The organism is Mesorhizobium sp. B2-5-3 (assembly GCF_006441005.1).
In the GTDB taxonomy this organism is placed as follows: Bacteria; Pseudomonadota; Alphaproteobacteria; order Rhizobiales; family Rhizobiaceae; genus Mesorhizobium.
On the sequence record NZ_VFUS01000014.1, the window covers coordinates 20,356 to 41,117 of the forward strand.

At 62.8% G+C, this 20,762-nt stretch carries 22 protein-coding genes and 1 pseudogene; 14 read left to right on the forward strand and 9 right to left on the reverse strand.

Annotated elements, in window-relative coordinates; all coding sequences use genetic code 11:
- The first annotated feature begins 83 nt into the window (after positions 1-83).
- Together recO and FJ867_RS24940 are read left to right on the forward strand one after the other, a co-directional pair.
- Complete coding sequence (recO, locus tag FJ867_RS24935) at positions 84-854, forward strand: DNA repair protein RecO (protein ID WP_140565009.1); 771 nt, start codon at positions 84-86, stop codon at positions 852-854.
- A pseudogene (locus tag FJ867_RS24940) lies at positions 851-1,367 on the forward strand (PaaI family thioesterase). The gene recO and the pseudogene FJ867_RS24940 overlap by 4 nt, the downstream one beginning before the upstream one ends.
- Positions 1,368-1,412: 45 nt before the next feature.
- Here the strand turns inward: FJ867_RS24940 and FJ867_RS24945 are convergent.
- On the reverse strand, positions 1,413-1,877 hold the full coding sequence (locus FJ867_RS24945) for an NUDIX domain-containing protein (RefSeq protein ID WP_140495041.1): 465 nt from the start codon (positions 1,875-1,877) through the stop codon (positions 1,413-1,415).
- 254 nt (positions 1,878-2,131) lie between these two features.
- On the opposite strand from FJ867_RS24945, the gene FJ867_RS24950 reads away from it, so the two are divergent.
- From FJ867_RS24950 to FJ867_RS24985, 8 genes are all read left to right on the forward strand, one after another.
- Positions 2,132-4,870, forward strand: coding sequence for a DUF2339 domain-containing protein (locus tag FJ867_RS24950; protein WP_140818846.1), 2,739 nt, complete (start codon positions 2,132-2,134; stop codon positions 4,868-4,870).
- Between the two features lie 61 nt (positions 4,871-4,931).
- Complete coding sequence (locus tag FJ867_RS24955) at positions 4,932-5,174, forward strand: type II toxin-antitoxin system VapB family antitoxin (protein WP_140494579.1); 243 nt, start codon at positions 4,932-4,934, stop codon at positions 5,172-5,174.
- On the forward strand, positions 5,174-5,590 hold the full coding sequence (locus FJ867_RS24960) for a type II toxin-antitoxin system VapC family toxin (protein ID WP_140494577.1): 417 nt from the start codon (positions 5,174-5,176) through the stop codon (positions 5,588-5,590). The genes FJ867_RS24955 and FJ867_RS24960 overlap by 1 nt, the downstream gene beginning before the upstream one ends.
- A gap of 157 nt (positions 5,591-5,747) precedes the next feature.
- Positions 5,748-6,260, forward strand: a complete 513-nt coding sequence (locus FJ867_RS24965) for an RNA polymerase sigma factor (RefSeq protein ID WP_140494575.1) — start codon at positions 5,748-5,750, stop codon at positions 6,258-6,260.
- 2 nt (positions 6,261-6,262) lie between these two features.
- Positions 6,263-7,054, forward strand: coding sequence for an anti-sigma factor (locus FJ867_RS24970; RefSeq protein WP_140517812.1), 792 nt, complete (start codon positions 6,263-6,265; stop codon positions 7,052-7,054).
- Positions 7,055-7,259: 205 nt separating this feature from the next.
- Positions 7,260-8,357 (forward strand): GNAT family N-acetyltransferase/peptidase C39 family protein, encoded by a 1,098-nt coding sequence (locus FJ867_RS24975; RefSeq protein ID WP_140494571.1) that lies wholly within the window; start codon positions 7,260-7,262, stop codon positions 8,355-8,357.
- A gap of 5 nt (positions 8,358-8,362) precedes the next feature.
- Positions 8,363-9,826, forward strand: a complete 1,464-nt coding sequence (locus FJ867_RS24980; protein WP_140494569.1) for a RimK family protein — start codon at positions 8,363-8,365, stop codon at positions 9,824-9,826.
- Between the two features lie 20 nt (positions 9,827-9,846).
- Positions 9,847-10,119, forward strand: coding sequence for a DUF3303 family protein (locus tag FJ867_RS24985; RefSeq protein WP_140517813.1), 273 nt, complete (start codon positions 9,847-9,849; stop codon positions 10,117-10,119).
- 18 nt (positions 10,120-10,137) lie between these two features.
- Here the strand turns inward: FJ867_RS24985 and FJ867_RS24990 are convergent, their stop codons facing one another.
- On the reverse strand, positions 10,138-11,055 hold the full coding sequence (locus FJ867_RS24990; protein ID WP_140818848.1) for a LysR substrate-binding domain-containing protein: 918 nt from the start codon (positions 11,053-11,055) through the stop codon (positions 10,138-10,140).
- A gap of 115 nt (positions 11,056-11,170) precedes the next feature.
- On the opposite strand from FJ867_RS24990, the gene FJ867_RS24995 reads away from it, so the two are divergent.
- A complete protein-coding gene (locus FJ867_RS24995; RefSeq protein ID WP_140517815.1) occupies positions 11,171-12,061 on the forward strand; it encodes a fatty acid desaturase family protein in 891 nt (296 codons plus the stop codon).
- Positions 12,062-12,070: 9 nt separating this feature from the next.
- Here the strand turns inward: FJ867_RS24995 and FJ867_RS25000 are convergent, their stop codons facing one another.
- The 3 genes from FJ867_RS25000 to FJ867_RS25010 all read right to left on the reverse strand — a co-directional run bounded on the left by FJ867_RS25000 (position 12,071) and on the right by FJ867_RS25010 (position 15,768).
- Complete coding sequence (locus FJ867_RS25000) at positions 12,071-14,212, reverse strand: EAL domain-containing protein (protein WP_140580898.1); 2,142 nt, start codon at positions 14,210-14,212, stop codon at positions 12,071-12,073.
- A 63-nt stretch (positions 14,213-14,275) separates the two neighbouring features.
- A complete protein-coding gene (locus tag FJ867_RS25005) occupies positions 14,276-14,908 on the reverse strand; it encodes an HD family hydrolase (RefSeq protein WP_140517817.1) in 633 nt (210 codons plus the stop codon).
- Positions 14,908-15,768: a folate-binding protein YgfZ gene (locus tag FJ867_RS25010; protein WP_140818850.1), complete on the reverse strand. Its 861-nt coding sequence runs from the start codon at positions 15,766-15,768 to the stop codon at positions 14,908-14,910. Before FJ867_RS25010 ends, FJ867_RS25005 begins: the two co-directional genes overlap by 1 nt.
- An 82-nt stretch (positions 15,769-15,850) precedes the next feature.
- Here FJ867_RS25010 and FJ867_RS25015 point away from each other — a divergent pair, with 82 nt between their 5' ends.
- The 3 genes from FJ867_RS25015 (at position 15,851) to FJ867_RS25025 (ending at position 18,259) form a co-directional block, all read left to right on the forward strand.
- Positions 15,851-17,182, forward strand: a complete 1,332-nt coding sequence (locus FJ867_RS25015) for a dihydroorotase (protein ID WP_140818852.1) — start codon at positions 15,851-15,853, stop codon at positions 17,180-17,182.
- Positions 17,183-17,233: 51 nt separating this feature from the next.
- The gene (locus tag FJ867_RS25020; RefSeq protein WP_140580909.1) at positions 17,234-17,461 is read left to right on the forward strand and encodes a hypothetical protein; all 228 of its coding nucleotides are present in this window, start codon (positions 17,234-17,236) and stop codon (positions 17,459-17,461) included.
- A gap of 66 nt (positions 17,462-17,527) precedes the next feature.
- Positions 17,528-18,259, forward strand: coding sequence for a nucleotidyl transferase AbiEii/AbiGii toxin family protein (locus tag FJ867_RS25025; protein WP_140633375.1), 732 nt, complete (start codon positions 17,528-17,530; stop codon positions 18,257-18,259).
- A 19-nt stretch (positions 18,260-18,278) separates the two neighbouring features.
- On the opposite strand, the gene FJ867_RS25030 is transcribed toward FJ867_RS25025, so the two are convergent.
- From FJ867_RS25030 to FJ867_RS25045, 4 genes are all read right to left on the reverse strand, one after another.
- Positions 18,279-19,073 (reverse strand): hypothetical protein, encoded by a 795-nt coding sequence (locus FJ867_RS25030; protein WP_181168440.1) that lies wholly within the window; start codon positions 19,071-19,073, stop codon positions 18,279-18,281.
- A gap of 69 nt (positions 19,074-19,142) precedes the next feature.
- Positions 19,143-19,400, reverse strand: coding sequence for a hypothetical protein (locus FJ867_RS25035; protein ID WP_008874920.1), 258 nt, complete (start codon positions 19,398-19,400; stop codon positions 19,143-19,145).
- Positions 19,401-19,787: 387 nt separating this feature from the next.
- Positions 19,788-20,162, reverse strand: coding sequence for a TIGR02301 family protein (locus FJ867_RS25040; protein WP_140559466.1), 375 nt, complete (start codon positions 20,160-20,162; stop codon positions 19,788-19,790).
- 62 nt (positions 20,163-20,224) lie between these two features.
- Entirely contained in the window at positions 20,225-20,659 is a 435-nt protein-coding gene (locus tag FJ867_RS25045) for an NUDIX domain-containing protein (protein WP_140494548.1), read from the reverse strand.
- Between the last annotated feature and the right edge of the window lie 103 nt (positions 20,660-20,762).

The window sequence follows — 20,762 nt, forward strand, 5'->3', positions numbered from 1 at the left end:
TTTTTATGCACCCTTGCGAGAGCCAGCCCAGGCACCAAGCCCGTACCTTGATTTCGCCACCCGATCGGTGAAATGCTCCAGGCATGGAATGGCGCGACGAGGGAATCATTCTCGGCACCCGCAAGCATGGCGAAACCAGCGCCATCCTCGAGGTGATGACGCGTGCGCATGGCCGCCATCTCGGCCTCGTGCGCGGCGGGCGCTCGCGCAAGCAGCAGCCTGTTCTCCAGCCCGGCAACCGTGTCGACCTGCTTTGGCGGGCGCGCCTGGATGAGCACCTCGGCACGTTCCAGGCCGAAGCGATCGAGATGAATGCGGCCAGGTTGATGGAGAGTGCCGTCGCCGTGTATGGCCTGCAGACCATGGCCGCGCATCTGCGCCTGTTGCCCGAGCGCGACGCCCATGGCGGCCTCTACGAGGCGCTGTCGGTGATGATCGTGCATCTCGATGACGTCGATGCAGCCGGCGAACTGGTGGCGCGCTTCGAGCTCCTGATCCTCGACGAACTGGGTTTCGGTCTCGATCTCAGCCAGTGCGCCGCGACCGGCACGCGGCAGGATCTTGCCTATGTCTCGCCGAAATCGGGCCGAGCGGTGTCGCGGGAAGCCGGCGCGCCCTGGCGCGACAAGATGCTGGCACTGCCGGCCTTCCTGCGTGGCTCCGGCCTGCGCGCCGATCCGGCGGCGATCCAGGATGCCTTCCGGCTCACCGGCTTCTTCTTCACCCGTCATGTCTACGAGCCGCGCGGCATCGAGCAACCAGACGCGCGCGCCGGCTTCCTTGCCGCGCTGCGCAAGCACCACACGACAAAAGGCCTGTCCGGAGAAACCGCCGCGAGAGAAATCATCACATGAGCGAAGTGGAACTTTATCCAGGCCGGGTCTCGCCGCTCGGCCTCGGCACCATTCCGCATGCCGACATGCTTGCCTACACCGGCCTGGAACTTTTGCAGCGCATCATCGATGGCAAATATCCGGCGCCGCCGATTTCCTTCCAGCTCAGCTTCGCGCTGACCGAAGTCTCGGAAGGCCGTGCCGTGTTCCGAGGCGTGCCGAACGAGCGCCATCTGAACCCGTTGGGGCGTGCATGGCGGCTGGGCGGCGACACTGCTCGATTCGGCGCTTGCCTGCGCCGTGCAGACGCTGCTCGCAAAGGGCGAGGCCTATACGACGGCGGAATTCAAGGTGAACCTGACGCGGCCGATCACGCCCAGGACCGGAGAGGTGGTCTGTGAGGGCAAGGTCATTCACAAGGGCCGCACGCTGGCCGTTTCGGAAGCGACGCTGAAGGACGCCGGCGGCAAGCTGCTGGCTTTCGGCACCGAGACATGCTCGATCTTCCCGGCCTCCAATCTGGCGGCACCATAGGAATCGTCCTAAGGCGCACTGGGCGAGCGGTGATAACAGCGGATGTTATCCGGCATTTTGCCGTTCCACGAAATCGTCCAGGATCGCGCGCTGGCCTTTGAGTATCTTGAGACCGGCCTCCAACTCTGAAAACCAACCGGCCCGGTCAACTTCGGGAAATGCCTTCATGGATCCCGACCTTGGCGGCCACTCCATGGTGAACATGTTGCTTTTGATGGCATCGGTGTCGACGTCGGCCTCGACGCTCCACGCACTCACGATCTTGCCGCCAGGCTGCCGATAACTGCCGACAGGCTGGAAGTCGCCGTTGATGGCGACGCCGAGTTCTTCTTCCGCCTCACGTCGGGCGGCTTTCAACTCGTCCTCGCCTTCGTCGACGAGCCCTTTGGGGATAGACCATGCCCCCTCGTCTTTTCTTGCCCAGAACGGTCCACCCGGATGGACGAGCAGGAACTGGAGGGCCCCGGCGTTTCGCCGGTAGATCAGCAGTCCTGCGCTTCGTTGCGGCATACGTATTCCCATGACATCGCTTGGAGAACCCTTTGCGGCCAAGGTATCATAGGCCACCGGCTGCGGGTTTGGCAGGCAATGTTCCGGGAACCGGCCATTCGCAAGCGATGCCGAGGGCCAATGGGCGCAAGCCGCTGGCTTTCGACGCCGAAACATGCTCGATCTTTCCAGCCGCCGATCCGACGCCGTTGGCTGGTCGTTTGCAGGCCACATTTGATTGTCAGTAGCAACTGGTCTGGTTTGGGGGAGCCGCCATGTTTGAAAGCCTGATCGGCCTTGTCGCCATCATCGCGCTGTTCGTCATCGTTTCGCGCCAGCAGAGCCGCATCGGACTGATCGAGCGTGAGCTAGGCGCGCTGCGAAGCCTCGTCCTTTCCGGCGCCGTGCCGCCTCTCGCCAAGCAGTCCGAACCGGCGGCTGCCGATGGCCAGCCGGCCGAAGCCGTTGTTGCTGCGGCCGTGGTCGTTTCGCCAACGGCCAGCGAGGCAGCCACCGGGCAGGCGCCGCCGGCTCTGGAAACCGACGCCGTGACGGACGAGGTCAAGCCGGGACCATGGACACCAGGCGAGGCGGCGTCCAAGGCGGCAGAATCCGAGCCTGTCGCAGCGGTGAAAGCGCCCGGCAAACCCGATATCGAAACGGCGCTCGGCACCCGCTGGGCGGTCTGGGTTGGCGGCCTGGCATTGGCGCTGGGCGGCCTGTTTCTCATCCGCTACACGATCGAAGCCGGAATTTTCGGCCCCGGTGTGCGGCTGACCATGGCCGGGCTGCTCGGCCTTGTGCTGATTGCAGCCGGCGAATTCATTCGCCGCACCGGCTTCAGGGTGCCCGTGCAAGGCGCCGCAGGCGCCTACATCCCGGCGATCCTGACTGCGGCGGGCGCCTTCATCCTGTTCGGCGCCGTCTATGCCGCACATGGCATCTACGAATTTATCGGGCCGGCGCTCGCCTTCACGCTGCTCGGCGCCATCGGCATAGCGACGATTGCCGCCGCCCTTGTCCACGGCCAGGCGCTGGCTGGTATCGGCCTCGTCGGCGCCATGGTGACGCCGATGCTGATTGCCTCTCAGGCGCCCAATCCCTGGGCCCTGTTCGGCTATCTGGCGATCGTGCTTGCCGCCAGCGGCGTCATTGCCCGCATGCGCGATTGGAAGTTGCTGATGACGGCGGCCTTTGTCGGTACCGGCATCTGGACGATCCTCTACATGACCGATGCGCCGGGCGCGAATTTATCCGTGATCCTGTTCGTGAACACCGTCACGCTGGCCGTGCTCGCCTTCGTCTGGCTCGGCCGCCGCAGCGACGAAAGCGGATCAGCCAGGGCTTTCGACTGGCCCTCCGTCGCGCCGGGCCTGTTTGTTGCCCTCTCGGCGCTGGGCCTTTCGGTCGATCCGGCCTTCGTCGCTGCCGGCGATGCCTTGCCGGGAGCCGTCGTGCTCGCCGCGATGGTGGCCGTCGCGCTCTACCGCCCCCCAGCGCTGCCACTGCTCTATGCGGCGGGACTGGTGACGGTGCTGATCTATCTCGGCATCATCCCGCCGACTTCGATCGCTTCCGATTTTTCAGGCGACGTCTTGGGCATCGATGCCGTGCCCCTGGCGACATCGAACGCACTGACCTTGCGCATCGGTGTTGCGCTTGGCCTTGTCTTCATCGGCGCCGGTTTCTGGGCCGCCCGCAAATTTGCCGCCGCGACCCACTTCCGCGCTGCGTCATGGGCGGCGTGGGGCGTCATCGTGCCGTTGGTCGTCCTGCAGGCACTCTGGTTCACGTTCGGCAATCTCGACCGCGATCTTGCCTACGCCGCCGTGGCGGCGCTGCTGGTCGTGGTTTTCGCTGCCGGCGGCGAGTGGATCGCGCGCGGCGAGCAACCGCCGTTGCAGGGCAGGGCGGCCGTATCCTTCGCGCTCGGCGGAGCCGCGCTCGCAGGCCTGCTGATGCTGCATATGGCCTTCAGTTCCGGCTGGACAACCATCCTGCTTGGTGCGGCCGCAATCGTGCCGGCGCTGGCCACACGCTGGCGTTCCTATCCGGTGCTCGGCTGGATTTCGGTCGGCGCGGTCGCGGCGGTGCTTGGACGTGTCATCTTCGATCCGACCGTCGTCGGTGCCGGGTTCCTGTCGACGACCCCGGTTTTCAACTGGCTGCTGCCGGGCTATGGCGTGCCGGCGCTCGCCTTCGCTTTCGCCGCCTGGCAACTGGCCCGCACCACCGACGGCCGGCCGCGCCTGGCCATGGAAGCTTCGGCGGCGCTGTTTGCACTGCTGACGCTTGCCATGCTGGTGCGCCACGCCATGCATGGCGGTGTCCTCAACAGCGATGCGCCCACACTTGCCGAACAGGCCATCTACACGCTGATCGCGATCGGCGCCGGCGCCATACTCGTGGCCATCGACAGGCGCTCGCCAAGTTCCGTGCTACGCTACGGGTCCATGGCGGCGGGCGTGATTTCGGTCGCCTTCATCGTCGTGCAGCATTTCCTGGTGCTGAACCCGCTTTTCACCGACGAGTCGACCGGGCAGATCCCGGTCTTCAACCTGTTGTTCCTCGCTTATCTGCTGCCGGCGGTCGCGGCCGGAGGGCTTGCGCTCTATGCCCGCAACAAGCGGCCGAAATGGTATGCCGCCATGCTGGCGCTGGTGGCGGCACTGCTTGCCTTCGCCTATGCCACGTTGTCGGTGCGGCGCCTGTTCAAGGGCGAGTTCATCGGCTTGTGGAGCGGCCTTGGCCAGTTGGAAACCTACACCTATTCGGCACTCTGGCTGATCATCGGCGTGGCGCTGCTGACCGCCGGCGTCTGGCTGAAATCACAGGTGCTGCGCATCGCCTCGGCCGCATTGATCGCGGTCGCCGTACTGAAGGTGTTCCTCTTCGACATGTCGGAGCTGGAGGGTGTGCTTCGCGCACTGTCCTTCATCGGCCTTGGCGCCGTGCTGATCGGCATCGGCCTGTTTTACCAGCGGCTTTTGACCAGGGCGGCGAAAGAGACTTGAGGGTTAGCATTGTTTGAATATTCAAAATGGAATATATGAATATTCCACGGGAGATATTCAAATGCCGCTCTATATCCGCGACGATGAGGTAGATGCTCTGGCGACGAAATTGCAGCGCGAGACGAATGCGCCGAGCAAAACGGAAGCCGTGCGAACCGCGCTTTTGCACGAACTTGAACGAAGCCGCGCCCGCAAACCGCTGCGGGAGAGGATTGCCGTTCTTCAAGCGCAAGCAGCGGCGTTGGGGCCGTCCGACACCACCTTCGACATCAAGGCATTCATGGACGAGATGTGGGAAGACTGATGTTTGTCGACGCATCGGTTGTCGTTGCAATTCTCGCCAAGGAATCGGGTTGGGAGGAATTGCTGAAGCGGATCGCCGACGTCGACGGTCAGCTGTACATTTCAGCGCTTGTTCGGCTCGAAGCTACGCTTGCCCTCGGGCGAGTGAATGCCGGTGCCAAAAAGCCGACTCCCGAAATGCTGTCTGCGGCGCGCGATCTGGTCGATGCGTTCATTGTTGAGATCGACGCTCGCAATGTAGCCATCAACGAGGATATCGGGGGGCGCGCCATTGATGCCAGCATCCGGTACGGCAAAGCGGTCGGTCATCCGGCTGACCTTAATTTTGGTGATTGCTTTTCCTACGCCTGCGCCAAGGCTCTTGATGTTCCGTTGCTCTTTAAAGGCAATGACTTTCTCAAGACCGATTTGGCGTAGTTGGCCTCCTATTGATTGCGGGAATAAACCCGCCGCTTCCATCGTTACATCATTGCTTGGGTGACCGGGGCGGTGGACCGCTTCGCACTGGCTGCTTGCGTCGCGCCGCGAAGGCGCGTTCAATCTGATGAATAGGGCAATTCCGAAACCAGCGGTCATGGACGAAAAGAAGGCAGCAATCCTCGGCGAAATACCGCGCCTGCGCCGCTACGCACGCTCGTTGTTGCGCGACCGCGACGCCGCCGACGATCTCGTCCAGGACTGTCTCGAACGGGCCCTCATGCGGCTCGACAACTGGCAGACGGGAGAAAGCCCCAGGAGGTGGCTGTTTACGATCATGCATCATTTGTTCATTGACCAGATGCGCAAAGTGAACCGGCGCGGCGAAGCCGCGATGCTGTCGCTGGAAGCGGGCGAGGCGGTTGCACAGCCGGCCGAGCAGGTGGAAAGCATCGCCTCGCGCGAGATCGTCGACGCATTGCAGGCGATCAGCCCCGACCGCCGTGCCGCACTCGTCATGGTCGCGATCGAAGGCTTTTCCTATGCCGAGGCCGCCAACATCCTGGGAGTGCCGGCGGGAACGCTGATGTCGCGCATCGCGCGCGGGCGCGAGGAGTTGCGCGGACTGCTGGACGACACGGCACGCCGCCGTTCGATAAGGATCGTCTAGAAATGATCCGCCGCGATTTCTCCGAACGCGACATCCACATGGCACTCGACGGCGAGTTGCCGGCCGATGAGCGCGCCGCCTATGACGCATGGCTCGACGCCACTCCCGAGATGAAGGCGAAAAGCGCCCGTTTCATCGCCGACAGGACGGCATTGCGAGATGCCTTCGCTGGCGTGATCGACGAGCCGGTGCCGGTGCGGTTGCGCAAGGTGGTGCTTGGCGAGACGCCAGCCAGGACGCCAATGCCACGCTCGCGCTGGTGGCTTGCCGCCGCCGCTGCCGGTCTACTGGCCGCGGGCGGGCTTGGCGGCTACTTTGCCGGCAGCGACGGTATTGGCCGGGAAGATCAGGCCGAGGATCAGTTGGCCGAGCAGGCGATCGCCGCGCATGTCATCTATGCCGCCGAGAAGCGGCATGCGGTGGAAGTGCCGGCAAGCGACAAGGATCATCTGCTGACCTGGCTGTCCAACCGGGTCGGATTGAAGCTGGTTGCGCCGGACTTGACCGGCAGCGGGTTCCAACTGGTCGGTGGCAGGTTGCTGCCGGCTGGCGAGAGCAAGGCGGCAATGCTGCTCTATGAAGACGACAAGGGCGAGCGCATATCGCTCTTTGTAACGGCCGAATCGGTGGAGAACGCCAGGGGGACCTACGCTTCGGCGCAAGCCGGCCCGCAGGCCGTCTACTGGCTGGACAAGGGCTATGGCTGCGCTGTCGTCGGCTCAGTGCCGCGCGAGCAATTGGCCATCGTGGCCAAGAGCGCCTACAGCCAGCTTCTGGCCGGCCTGGCGAGTTGAACAGCATCGTTTTTTGGCGCCGCCGCCTACTCGAAAACGGTGACCTGGTTCAAAGCCTTTGTCCTCCCGGGCTGGCGCCAATCTGTCACAATTCGGCCCTAATCGAGGTGCGATAGCGCTGGATGGGCGCTGCCGTTTTGGGCTGGTGTCTGGACGTTTCGAATAGGGCCTTCATCACAACCCAATCGAGGTTTTCCAAGCCCGCATGCCTGCCGAGATTCGCACGGCCCGCGCGACTGACGTCGATGATCTCGCCGCCATCGAGAAAGCTGTTTTCTCCAGCGACCGCATTTCCCGTCGCTCCTTCCGACAGTTCATCGAGCGCGAGACCGCCGAGACGCTGGTCGCCGAAAGAGATGGCCGCGTCGCCGGTTATGCGATTGTGCTGTTTCGCAAGGGCAGCGGCGTGGCGCGCCTTTATTCGATCGCCACCAGTCCCTTTTTTGGCGCCCTCGGCATCGGCCGCCGGTTGCTAGTGGCGGCGGAGGAGGCGGCCTTCGAACACGATCGCATGATGCTGCGCCTAGAAGTGCGGGAGGATAATGCCCGCGCCATCAGCATCTACGAGCGGGCCGGCTACCGCAAGATCGGCCGCGAACCCGATTACTACGAGGACGGCGCCACGGCGCTGCGCTACGAGAAGACCTTGCGCGGCGAACTTCCGGCCGCCACCAGCGTGCCGTTCTACCAGCAGACCTGCGAATTCACTTGCGGTCCCTGCTGCCTGATGATGGCCATGGGCAATTTCGATCACGACTTCGTACCGGACCCGGTCAGGGAAATTCGTCTTTGGCGCGAAGCGACGACCGTCTTCATGATGTCGGGCCCGGGTGGCTGCGAGCCGTTCGGCCTCGCGGTCGCCGGCTATGAGAGCGGCCTTGCGGCCGAGATTTACGTGTCGTTCTACGGCGCGTTGTTCCTCCAGTCGGTGCGCAGCGCGGACAAGCGCCGGGTGATGGAACTGGCCCAGGTCGACTTTCGCCGACGCGCGGAACTTTACGGCATCCCGGTGAATTACCGTTCATTCACCATCGACGACATTCGCGCCGCGATCGCGAAAGGAAAATTGGTGCTGGTGCTGATCAGCGGCTTCCTGATGTTCGGCAAGAAGGTGCCGCACTGGGTGTTGGCCATCGGCGACGACGGTGACCATATCCTGATCCACGATCCCTGGGTTGAGGACGAGAGGCAGGAGACCATCCTTGATGCCGCCAACATTCCCGTGCCTTACGGCATCTTTATGAACATGGCGCAGTTCGGCCGCGACGGACTGCGCGCCGCCATCACTCTGGGGAAGCGCTGATAACAATGACCTGGGTTATCTTAACTGGCCGGCAGAGCGATCTCGACCAGGTGGCGACACCGCACAAGATTATCACCAACCGCGACTATCTCGCGCATCCGGCGCTGTTTCGCGGCCAGCGTCCCAAGGTCATCAACCTGTCGAACAATTACGGCTACCAGAGCCGCGGCTATTATGCCTCGCTGCTGGCGGGTTCGCGCGGTCACAAGGTCATCCCGACCGTCGAAACCATGATCGATCTGTCGGAGCGCAAGCTTTACGAACATGCGCTGCCCGAACTGGAGCTGGCGCTCAACAAGTGCCGCAAGGATCTTGGCGGCGCTTTTCCTGCGAAGGTCTGCATCTTCTTCGGCATTGGCCCGTCCAAGGTGTGGGACCGATTCGCCAAGCTCCTGTTCGACTGGTTCCGCGCGCCGGCGCTCGAGGTCCACATCAAGGATAGTGCCGAATGGGCTTCGATCCGCAAGATCGGCTTTCATCCCCTGGCGCGCATGACCGAGGAGGAGGAGAGCTTCTTCCTGCAATGCCTGGACACCTATACCAATCGCGAATGGCGCGACACCAAGGGCCGCACGCCGGCGCGCTACACTTTCGCCACGCTGGTCGATCCGCATGAGGAATTGCCGCCCTCGGAAATCTCCTCGCTGCGCTACTGGGCCAGGATCGCCGAAAAGATGGGCGTCGAAATCGAGCCGATCACCAAGAGGGACCTCGCCAAGCTCGCCAATTACGACGCGCTGTTCATCCGCGAGACCACCTCGATCTCCAACCATACCTATCGTTTCGCGCGCCGCGCCCAGCAGGAAGGCATGCCGGTCATCGACGACCCGCTGTCGATGATCCGCTGCACCAACAAGGTCTATCTCAACGAGCTGATGGCCTACAACAAGGTGCCGGTTCCGCCGACCGTGATGATAGCCGGCACTTCCGACCTTGAACTCGCGGCGCAGACGCTGGGTTTTCCGCTGGTGCTGAAGATCCCGGATTCCTCCTTCTCGCGCGGCGTCAAGAAATGCGCCAATTTCGAGGAATTGAAGACACTCGCCACCGAATGGCTGGAGGATTCCGATCTTCTGATCGCGCAGAAATTCATCCCGACCGAATATGACTGGCGTGTCGGCGTGCTCGGCGGCCAACCGCTGTTTGCCGTACATTACCTAATGGCCAAGAAGCACTGGCAGATCGTCAACCACAAGGCCAGCGGCAAGCCCGACCAGGGCGGCATCAAGACCTTCACGCTGAAGGAGACGCCGCCCCATGTCGTCGAGACGGCAGTCAAGGCGGCGCGCTGCATCGGCGACGGCCTCTACGGCGTCGACCTCAAGGAGACCAAGGACGGCGTCTTCGTCATCGAGGTCAACGACAATCCCAACCTCGATCATGGCTGGGAGGACTCCGGCGAGAAGGACGAGGTCTGGGTACGGCTGACGCAATGGTTCCTGGAACGTTTGGAGCGGCCGGGCCGATAATCATCCAATCGGGGGCAGAGATGCTGTTTTTGGTGACCGAGGATTTTCGCGGCTGCGACCGCAAGGAGATCTACCGCCGCTTCCGCGATTACGGTCGCCTGAAGCCCGAGGAGCTTCTGGTGCACCATAGCTGGATCGCGGCGGACATGAGCCGCTGTTTCCTGCTGGTGGAGACCGACGACGTCACGCTGCTGCAGCGCTGGGTGATCGAGTGGGCGGATCTGGTGGAGTTCGAGATCGTGCCCGTGGCGGCGAACAAGGACATGGTCGAGGCATTGAGCGGGCACCTCTGACCATCGCCGCTTGCTGGCTCAGCGGAGCGCCGGCGAGTTCACCACGCGCTGGCATTCATCGACCAGCCAGTCACGGAACGCCGCCACGACGTCCCTTCTTGCGCTCCGCTGCGGAATTGTCAGGCAATAGGGCTGGCGCAGCGCAATCGCCTTGGCGACAGGCCGGACCAGCCGGCCGTCCTCCACGGCCTCGGCGCAATAGATCCCTTGCGCCAGCGCCACGCCCAGTCCCGAAATGGCGAGGTCGAGCGCCGCGCGCGAGGAGTTTGCCGACAGGCCGCGCTGAATGCCGCGCCCAGGCGCTATGCCGGCCGCCTCGAACCAACTGCGCCATGAGGGAAAGGATGCGCCGGTCGGTCCCCAGTCGGTGTGGATCAGGGGCAGCCCGGCGAGCGGACCGCCATCCGCCTCCAGCACGCTGGCGAGCTTTGGCGCGCAGACGGGATAGACCGCGTCCTGGACAATGTCCTCGATCGGGTGCTCACGATAGTGCGGACCGTAGGAGAGCCTGAGGTCGATCAGGTCGCGGTCGAACGACACCGGGTCGTCATCGCCCCTGAGAGATATGTCGACGGCACCGTGGATGGCGATGAAGCCGGCAAGGCGCTCGGAAAGCCAGCCCATGGCCATGGACGGCGGGACCGAGACGACGAGCCGCGGGCGGAACGCATCGCCTGCAAGCTGGCGCGAGACGCTGCCGATTTCCTGGAAGGCCATGGTCAATCGAGGCAGCATCTCGACGCCAGCCTCGCTCAGGACGACACGCCGGTTGGCGCGGTGGAAGAGCTTGCGGCCGACTTGCTCCTCGACCATGCGGATGAGCTGGCTGACTGCGGCGGCCGAGACCGAAAGCTCTTCCGCCGCCGCGGCGAAGCTGCCGGTGCGCGCCGCCGCCTCGAAGGCCTGAAGACCTCGCAACGATGGCATTGCAACCATGGCGGTGACCAAAAAGATAAGTTCAGCTTATCTATATTGCAGAAATCCTCGTTGTTAGAAAGGTTTCTTGCTGGGGTATGCTGACCGAATGAATTCAATCAGCCGGGATGCCCCTATGGATCATCGTGACGTGATCGCCTCGCTGACGAATGAGGAGCGCAGCCGGCTAACCGGCAAGTCGGATGGGCCCGGCCTTGTTCAGCTCGCTTTCCACCTCGGCGCGATCCTGCTCCTCGGATCGTTGATCGCCGCCAAGGTGCCGTTCTGGCCGCTGCTGATGCTGCCGCAAGGCATACTGATCGTGTTCCTGTTCACGCTGCTGCATGAGACGGTGCATCGCACGGCTTTCGAAAGGCAATGGCTGAACGACGCAGTCGCGCGTGTCTGCAGCCTGGCGATCGCGCTGCCGGCCGACTGGTTCCGCTATTTCCATTTCGCCCATCACCGTTTCACACAGGATCCCGAACGCGATCCGGAGCTGGCTTTCCCGAAGCCGGAAACCTGGCGGCAGTACCTGGTCCACGTTGCCGGACTTCCAGTGTGGTTGGGGCATTTGAAGACGCTCTACGCCAATGCCGTGGGACGTTGCCAGGACAGCTACGTGCCCCCCAAGGGGCGTCCGAAGGTACGCGCCGAGGCGCGCGCGATGATTGCCTTCTACGCCGTCGTGCTGATGCTCGCGCTGTGGTTCAAGGCGACGGTGCTGCTCCATGTCTGGATCTTTCCCGCGCTGCTCGGCCAGCCGTTCCTGCGGCTCTATCTGCTGGCCGAGCATGGCCGCTGCCCCTTCGTCGCAAACATGCTGGAGAATACCAGGACGACGCTGACCAACTGGGCTGTGCGCAAGCTTGCCTGGAACATGCCCTTCCATGCCGAGCATCACGCCTATCCGGGCGTGCCCTTCCACCGGTTGCCGGAGTTTCATGCGCTGATCGAGCGGCATCTGAAGGTTGTCGAGCCGGGTTATATCGGCTTCCATGAAAAATACATCGAGACGCTGCGCTGATTTATGGCGTCAGCCGGTCTGGCTGCGCACCGCGCTCGATTTCAACAGGTGCTGAATCTCCGCCGCCTTTGACGGCACGCCGATCAGATAGCCTTGCGCCTCCACGCAGCCGTTTCGGCGCAGCATGTCGAGCTGTGCTTCGGTTTCTACGCCTTCGGCGGTGACGGTGATGCCCAGTTCGGCGCCCAGTCCGATGATGGTGCGCACGATCGCTGCGGTGTCGAGATTGCCGATATCGGAGATGAAGGAACGATCGATCTTGATCTTGTCGACGGGAAAGCGCCTGAGATAGCCGAGTGAGGAATAGCCGGTGCCAAAGTCGTCGAGCGCGATGCGGATGCCGAGTTCACGCAACTGTCGCAGCGTCTTCAGGACGGCTTTGCTCTCGTCCATCAGCACGGTTTCGGTGATCTCCAGTTCCAGTCGTCTGGCCGGCACGCCCGAAAAGGCCAGGGCGGAGATGACGCTGCGAGCAAAGCCGCCGCTTTTGAGCTGCACGGCGGAGACATTGACCGCAATGCGCAGGCCAGGTGGCCAGGCTGCCGCCGTCGCACAGGCCTTTCGCAGCGCCCATTCGCCAAGCGGCACGATCAGCCCGGTTTCCTCGGCGACCGGAATGAATTCGTCCGGCGCCACAGTGCCGCGCGACGGCGAATGCCAGCGCATCAGGGCCTCGGCGCCGACAATCTCGCCCGAAGCTATGGCCATGATCGGTTGGAAATCGAGATCGAATTCCCGGCTCGGCAGCGCCGTATCGAGATCGGCTTCGAGCGCCCGGCGCGCGCGCACCGTGGCATCCATGCCGGGCTCGAAGAAACGGTACAGGTTGCGCCCTTCGCTTTTTGCCCGGTAGAGCGCCATGTCGGCGTTTGTCAGCAATGTATCGGCGTCCCTGCCATCGCCGGGAGAAAGCGCGATGCCAACGCTGACGCCAACATGCATGTCCCGGCTCTTGTCGTGAAATGGTTTGGCGATGGCCTCGACAATGCGTTTCGCCAGTTTTTCCGCGCTCGCCAGGCCCTCGACGTTGAATTGGACGATCACGAACTCGTCGCCGCCAAAACGGGCGACGATATCTGCGTCGTTGTCCACGCAGCGCAGCAGTCTTGCGGCCACGCCTTTCAGCAGCCGGTCGCCAGCCGGATGTCCCAGCGTATCGTTGACGACCTTGAAGCGGTCGAGGTCGAGCGAGAAGATTGCCAGCGGTCCCGCGGCCGCATCCTCCAGTGCCCGGTCGAGCCGGTCGCGAAACACCGAGCGATTGGGCAACCCGGTCAGCACGTCGTGATGCGCAAGATGGGTCATGCGCTCCTCGGCAAGCCTGCTCTCGGTCACGTCATCGAAAGTGGCGACCCAGCCGCCGCCGCTCATCGGCCGGCGGGCAACCATCAGCGTTCGTCCGTCGGCGAGCCGGCGGGGGGTCGACCGCGTCTGGCCGGCCAGCACGCGAGCCTCGGTCCTCGAAACCTCGTCCTCGACATCTATGGGCGCATAGACGCCAAGGCGCACCAGCCGTTCAAGGAGTTCGCGGTGAGTCGTGCCGAGCGGCAGATCCGCCTCGGTCACACCATAAAGCTCCAGGATGCGCTGATTGCGCACGATCAGCCTGCCGCCGGCGTCATACATCAGCAGGCCCTGCGACATGTTCGCGAGCGCCGCGTCGAAGCGGCGATGCTGTTCCTTGAGATCCTGTTCGGCGCGCCGTTGTTCGGTGATGTCTTCGTAGATCGAAACCCAGCCGCCCGATGCCAATGGCCGGTGCGAGATGCTGATGATGCGTCCATCAGAGAGCGCCTCCTCATAGGTCGAGGGTTTCGCTCCATCGATATAGGGCTTGCGGATGGCGTAAAGTTCTTCGGCGCTTTGCGAGGCGATGCCGACATCGACGCTGTGCCGCAGGATGTCGATGAAACGGATCCCCGGCTGCGCCACGTTGGCGTCGAGGCAGAAGATGTTGATATAGTTGCCGTTGCAGATGATCATGCGCTCGTCGGCGTCGAACATGCAAAGACCATGCGACATGTTCTCGACGGCAGCTGAAAAGCGTTCGTTCTGCGCACGCAGCTCGTCTTCCATGCGGCGCGAGCGGTCCATGCCTCCGGCCTCCCGTTTCGGGACGGCCGGACCATCCTTGATGTCACCGACGGGCATGGGCGCGCCTGCGGACGTGATCGAACACCGCAGTGTCAGCCGTTCCGGTTAATTTAGCGTTTTCTATCCTACCGCCGTAGCTACCTTGCGCCGCGACTTCTCGATCGCGGAAAAACGCTTCAGGAAGGCGTTCTGTGCCCAGGTTACCGAGCGCGGCGTGAAATCGAAGCGCTCGGCACTGAAGCCGCGTGGACGACCGAAGAACTCGGTCGCCTCCGCGGTCGAAAAGCCGGCGAGCAGCGTGGCCTCGAAATAGGCGGCGATCTGGTCCGCGCGCTTGATCTCCTTGCGCAGGCCGGCGCCTGGTTCCGGCGGTAGCGAGAAGCGCAGATGGATGGCGCGCTGCAAGCGCAGTTCACAGTCCTTATAACTGCCGCCCATCACCGATTTGAACGGCGAGATCATGTCGCCGATGACATATTCGGGCGCATCGTGCAGCAATGCCATAAGCCGGGCGTCCGCCGGCGCATCGGGCATCAGGTCGCAAAACAGCGCTTCCACCAGCAACGAATGCTGGGCGACCGAGAAGGCGTGCTCGCCGCGGGTTTGGCCGTTCCAGCGCGCGACGCGGGCGAGCCCGTGGGCGATGTCCGAAATCTCGATATCGAGGGGTGAGGGGTCGAGCAAGTCGAGCCGGCGGCCGGACAGCATGCGCTGCCAGGCGCGTGGCGGCGCACCGATGCGGTCGGCCGCCATCAGGCCTCCTCCGTGCCGGCGGCTTCCTGGGGAAAGCTGAATTTGGCGAAAGGTGGAATGGCAACCGTAACCGGCACGTCTCCGGCCAGGATCGGCTGGCCGGCGTCGAGCGCTGTCTTGACCCTGTCGATACGGGCGATGCCGAGGCCGATCGTGCCGGCATTCGAGCCGAGAGTGCCCACCGATCGCCCGTCGACGGTCAATTCGGCGCCGGCCTCAGGCAAGGCCCGTTCGGCCCTGACGATCAGCACCCGCCGCCTTGCCGTGCCACGATGCTGCATGCGCGAGACGACCTCCTGGCCGACATAGCAGCCTTTCCTGAAGCCGACGCCACCGGTCTCGTCGAGCAGCACGTCATGCGGGAAGGCGTCGCCGAGCTGGTAGTCGGTGCCGCTCTCGGCAATGCCATGCGCGATGCGCAAGGCCTGCCATGCGGCACCGTCGTCAGTCTCTTGAGCGCTGCCATAGGAGCGGGTGACGCTTTCATCGCGAAAGCGCCGGTCGGCCAGCACGGTTGAATCCTTTTGTGAGGGAGTTGACTCATTTCCCCAGGCAATGGAGACAAGCGTCTGTTCGGATTTGGCAATCTCGACCTTGGCGCGCAACTTGTACAGCATCAGCCGGCGTACGAAATCGTCAGCGATGTCGGCGCGGCATTCGAGGCGGAACGCGTTTTCGCCGGCCCGTGAGATCAGGAAGTCAAACAGGATCTTGCCTTGCGGTGTCAAAAGCGCGCCCGGTTTTGCCTCGCCGGCGCCGAGCGCGTCGAGGTCGGTGGTCAGGATGTTCTGCAGGAAGTGTTCGGCATCAGGGCCGGAGATGGAGATGAGCGCGCGGTCTTTCAGCAGGGCAAAGGGCATGGGGCGAATAAAAGCCTGATCTTGCAAAACGGTTGGCCATTACGTAAGCCGCTGACACTCCCCCCGCAAGAGATCGATCAGCATGGCCAACACCTACGACCTCATCCTGACAGGCGGCATGATGGTCAACCATGACGGCGAGGGGCAACGCGATGTCGGCGTGAAGAATGGGCGCATCGCCGCCATCGGCGATCTGCGCCAGGCCTCGGCCGGCGAGACGATCGACTGCCGGGGCCTGCATATCCTTCCGGGCGTCGTCGACAGCCAGGTGCATTTCCGCGAGCCGGGACTGGAGCACAAGGAGGATCTGGAGACTGGATCTCGGGCGGCGGTGCTCGGTGGCGTCACCGCCGTGTTCGAAATGCCCAACACCAATCCATTGACCACCAGCGAAGAAACGCTTGCCGACAAGGTCCGACGCGGCACCGGCCGTATGCACTGCGACTTCGCCTTCTGGGTCGGCGGCACCCGCGACAACGCCAACGATGTCGCCGAGCTCGAGCGCCTGCCGGGCGCGGCCGGGATAAAGGTTTTCATGGGCTCGTCCACCGGCGACCTGCTGGTCGAGGACGATGAAGGCGTCGCCTCGATCCTCAGGAACACCCGCCGCCGCGCCGCTTTCCATTCGGAAGACGAGTTCCGGCTGCGCGAACGCCTTGGCGAGCGCATCGGGGGCGATCCTTCATCGCATCCGGTCTGGCGCGACGAGATCGCCGCCTTGCGCTGCACCGAGCGGCTGGTGCGCGTCGCGCGGGCCGCCCGTGCCCGCATCCACGTCCTGCACATCTCCACGGCCGAGGAGATATTGTTCCTCGAACAGCACAAGGATGTCGCCACCTGCGAGGCGACACCGCACCATTTGACACTGTCGGCGGACGACTACAAACGGCTCGGCACGCTGATCCAGATGAACCCGCCCGTCCGTGCCCCGCGCCATCGCGACGGCGTCTGGCACGGAATCGCGCAAGGCATTGTCGACGTACTCGGTTCCGACCATGCCCCGCACACATTGGCCGAAAAAGCAAAACCATATCCGGCATCGCCCTCGGGCATGACCGGGGTGCAGGCGCTGGTGCCGATCATGCTTGACCACGTCAACGCCGGCAGGCTGACCTTGCAGCGCTTCGTCGATCTTTCAAGCCACGGCCCGCAGCGCATCTTCGGCATGGCCAGGAAAGGCCGTATCGCCGCCGGCTATGATGCCGATTTCACAATTGTCGACATGAAGCGGCGCGAGACCATCACCAATGCACAAGCCGGCTCGAAGGCCGGCTGGACGCCTTATGACGGCAAGGAAGTCACCGGCTGGCCGGTCGGCACTGTCATTCGAGGCCAGCGCATCATGTGGGAGGGCGAGATCGTGACGCCGGGCCAGGGCAGGGCAGTGGAGTTCTCCGAAGCGCCCTCCGCGTAGCTATTTCACATCATTGGATTTCTTAGGCACGATCTACTAAATTGAGTGGTTATGCGCACAGATATCACGCCAATGATTGTCCCCGCTGAGTTTCCGGAGCTACACGCACTCGTCTGGAGCCGCGATGCAACGCGCCCGATTCCTGCCGAGGAAGCTTTCGCCATCTACGAGCGCAACTGGCGGTTTGTCGATCAAGAGCGCCTTACAACATCTGAAAGGCTGCTTATCCAGAACCTGGCGGAAAAATTCGGCCAGGGCATTCTTTTGACCACTGGCTGAAGTTTCGTTTCCTTCCTGATTTCTCCGCAACTGGAATATTCACAAGAACATACGCGAGCGGAAATCATGAAGGAATTCAAGAAGCCCGAACACCGGATCATCGCTGAGGCTCTCGGCTTGATGGACCACCATCTCCTGACCGCGAACAAATGCTGGTTTGGGGGTGGGACGGCGATTGTCATGAAATTCGGCGAGTACCGACGATCCCTGGATGTTGATTTCCTGTGTGCCGATGCCGATGGTTATCGTGAATTGCGGACCCATGCGGTCCAACGAGGGATCAGGGCATTTTTCCCCGAACCCGTCGAAGCCGTCCGAGATTTCCAGATCGATCAGTATGGTTTGAGGACAATCGTAAGATTGCAGGGCCAACCGATCAAATTCGAAGTGATCCGCGAAGGGCGCATCCAACTTCAAGGTCATGTCGACAATGATCTAAAGGTGCCCGTCCTCGTTGCAGCGGACATGTTTGCCGAGAAGCTGCTGGCCAATGCCGATCGGTGTCAGGATCGCGCGACCGCATATCGCGATGCCATCGATCTTGGGATCTTGATTGGCATCTATGGACGCATCCCGGCGCAGGCTCGCGTCAAGGCGCAGACCGCCTACGGCCCTGATATCCAGAACAAGGTTGCCTGGGTCGCAAACAAGCTTCAGGACCAGGACGAGCTACGCAACGCTGCCGAAGTCCTGCAAATGAATCCCGACATGGCCACAAAGGCGATCTCGGCTCTTCGGGATGAAGCTATCCGCCTATGGCCCGATGCAGGCATTCGCCGAGACGATCCGCACGAATAGGCACTCGCGTGTCCGAGTTTCAGTCCCCTGCGACGAAAAACGTCCATTGCCCAGCGGGCGTGATGCCGACGCGGTAGAAGATGTAGGCGCCGAACTGCTTCATGTCGTCGAAGTCGCTCGCGGTGACGATCTTGAACAGCTCGACCCGTTGCCTGGCGTCGAGCTTGTCCAGGGGTAGAGCGAAGAAATACGGCCAGACATAGAGCTCTTGTGGCGTCCCGGCATCGACATGGACATAGCCGGCATTGAGCACCTCCTCCAGTATGGCAAGAATCTCCTGGCCATCCTGGTCGCCGGAGAGCCCCTTGAGGAAGGTAATGGCGTCGCCATCTATGTCGGTCAGTGACAATTGGGTCATGCCGTCGCCCTTGCCGATCAAAGGCCTCAGTCTTTCGACGTCGCCGCTCTCGCAGGCTTCGATGATCAGGTCATGCATGCGCCGCACCGGTTCAGGCAGCTTGCCGAGGTCGTAGACGACCTCCGGCGTGGGCGCGTCGGGATCGACGCGCGGCCTGTTGGTGGCACCGTCGCCGTTCGGCGGGGTGACCGGCTCGGCCTTGTCCGGAGTGGTTGGCTGGCTGGTCGAAGATGGCGTTCCGACCGGATCGGGTATCGGCACGGTGCTTCCCGGCGGCGACACGTCGTCGTCCACCATCGGTTGGGCCGGCGAGGGGAATTCTTCGCGCTTGATCTCGCTCAGCGCATAAGCGGGACTGCTTGTCAGACACGCAACCAAGGGGATCGCGGCACTGCACGCGGCGAAACAGATGCAAAGGACCAAGCCGCGCGGCTCGCCTGACATCGAAAAATTCACTGCCCGTTTCTCCCTGCTTCCGGGCATGATGCCCGAGCGGCATTTGCCGTCAAAGAACCGGACGTCGGTTCAGTGCCGCAGCCGTTCGGGTTCGAAGGCGCCAGCAATCACCTTTTCACGCATGCGGTCGAGCAGGGCAAGGGCCGATGTCTCGCCGTTGGCGCGCAGCATTTCGCCGAACGCGGTTTCAAGCGCCGCTTCGGCGATGATCTCGGGTTCTATGCCTGCCGAAAGACCTTCGGCCCAGGCCTCGCTGTGGCTCTCCACCGCGGTCAGGCGCTTTTCTTCCCTGACCAGCGCGTCGATGTCGTTGACACCATGTTCCATAAGCGATGTCCACCCTTGCAAGCAGCGATCCTTCGATGGATCAGGCTTGATCTGTTCCGTTTACACGCAGCCGCAAATAAGTCTTTGTAAATACGACATTTTTTTGATCGTTCTTTACAGGAGGCCGGTTGCGCTTGCGAAGCTGCATTCAATCCTGGTCAAACTTAGCCGATTAGGCGTGCCTGCGGGGTGAAAACCTTCAGTTTGAGTTAATTCCACATCCGCGCGCTAACGTTTCATTAACGCTGTTGCATAAGCGCAACAAAAGGATTGCACCATGACAGTTCTCGACACAAGCTGGATATGCCCGCAGTCGCCGCCAATGGACCGGATATCTGTTGATGAAGGCCGGATGCGCTCTTGCGAGGGCACTTTGGGCGATATGGGCTAGTTTCCGTAGCGCGAGGCGATGTCGCGCGACAGGGTCTCGCCTTCCTTCATGTAGCGGCCGATGGCTTCGGTCGCCGACGCGGTGCATTGCGTGTAGGTGCCGTCGAATGAGCGGTAGCCGCGATTGAAGCTGGCGATGAAGCGGGCGCGCCGTTGCGGATCCGGGTTCTCCGATTCGAGCAGCTTCTGCATCTCGCCGCGCCACTGGTCGCCCTTTTCGCCGCACAGATTGCGCAGGAAATGCAGCGACCCCAGAACCTCCGCCAGCCGCATCAGCCCCGGTTCGAAGGGTGCCTCGGCGCTGAACGCCGGTCGTGCCGCCACAGGGCTGACGGCAAGGCATGTCGCGAGAAGGAGAGGAAGGCAACGCATAAGTCAATCTGGCCAAACAATTTGCCGCCTGCAAGGCGATTGTGCCGGGCGAATTCCGGATTTCAGGGTCGCTCAGGGGTTTGCGACGGCCGTCCGAGCAGTTCCTCGGCGACCGCGAGCACCGAACCGGCAAGCGGCAGATCAGCCATTTCGGCCAGCGTGTAGAAGGCGGCGGTCTCGGCGTCGTCGCTGGCCACGGCCTCGCCGCCGGCATGGGCCGCACCGAATACCGTCAGCAGGTAATCGACCGGATGCCCGTCGAGCGTGCCGTCGATGAGGATTTCGCGCAGCCGTCGGTAGTTTTCGGCCTGCAATTGCGTCTCCTCCAGCAACTCGCGCCGTGCCGCCTGTTCCAGCGTCTCACCGGCTTCGACCTTGCCGCCCGGGAATGCATAGAACCCTTGCGAGGGTTGTCGCGCCCGCTTGACCAGAAGCACGGCGTCGCCGCGCACAACGGCGACCGAGACCGCGGGAATGACTTTTCGCACTTCGTCCATGGATATCCGATCGCCCTGATTTACGGCAGCCTGTTGTGGACCGGCCGACGCCGGACAGCTTTAACGGTTGCAGTGCTGCTGTTCCATCGCCACTTTCGAAACC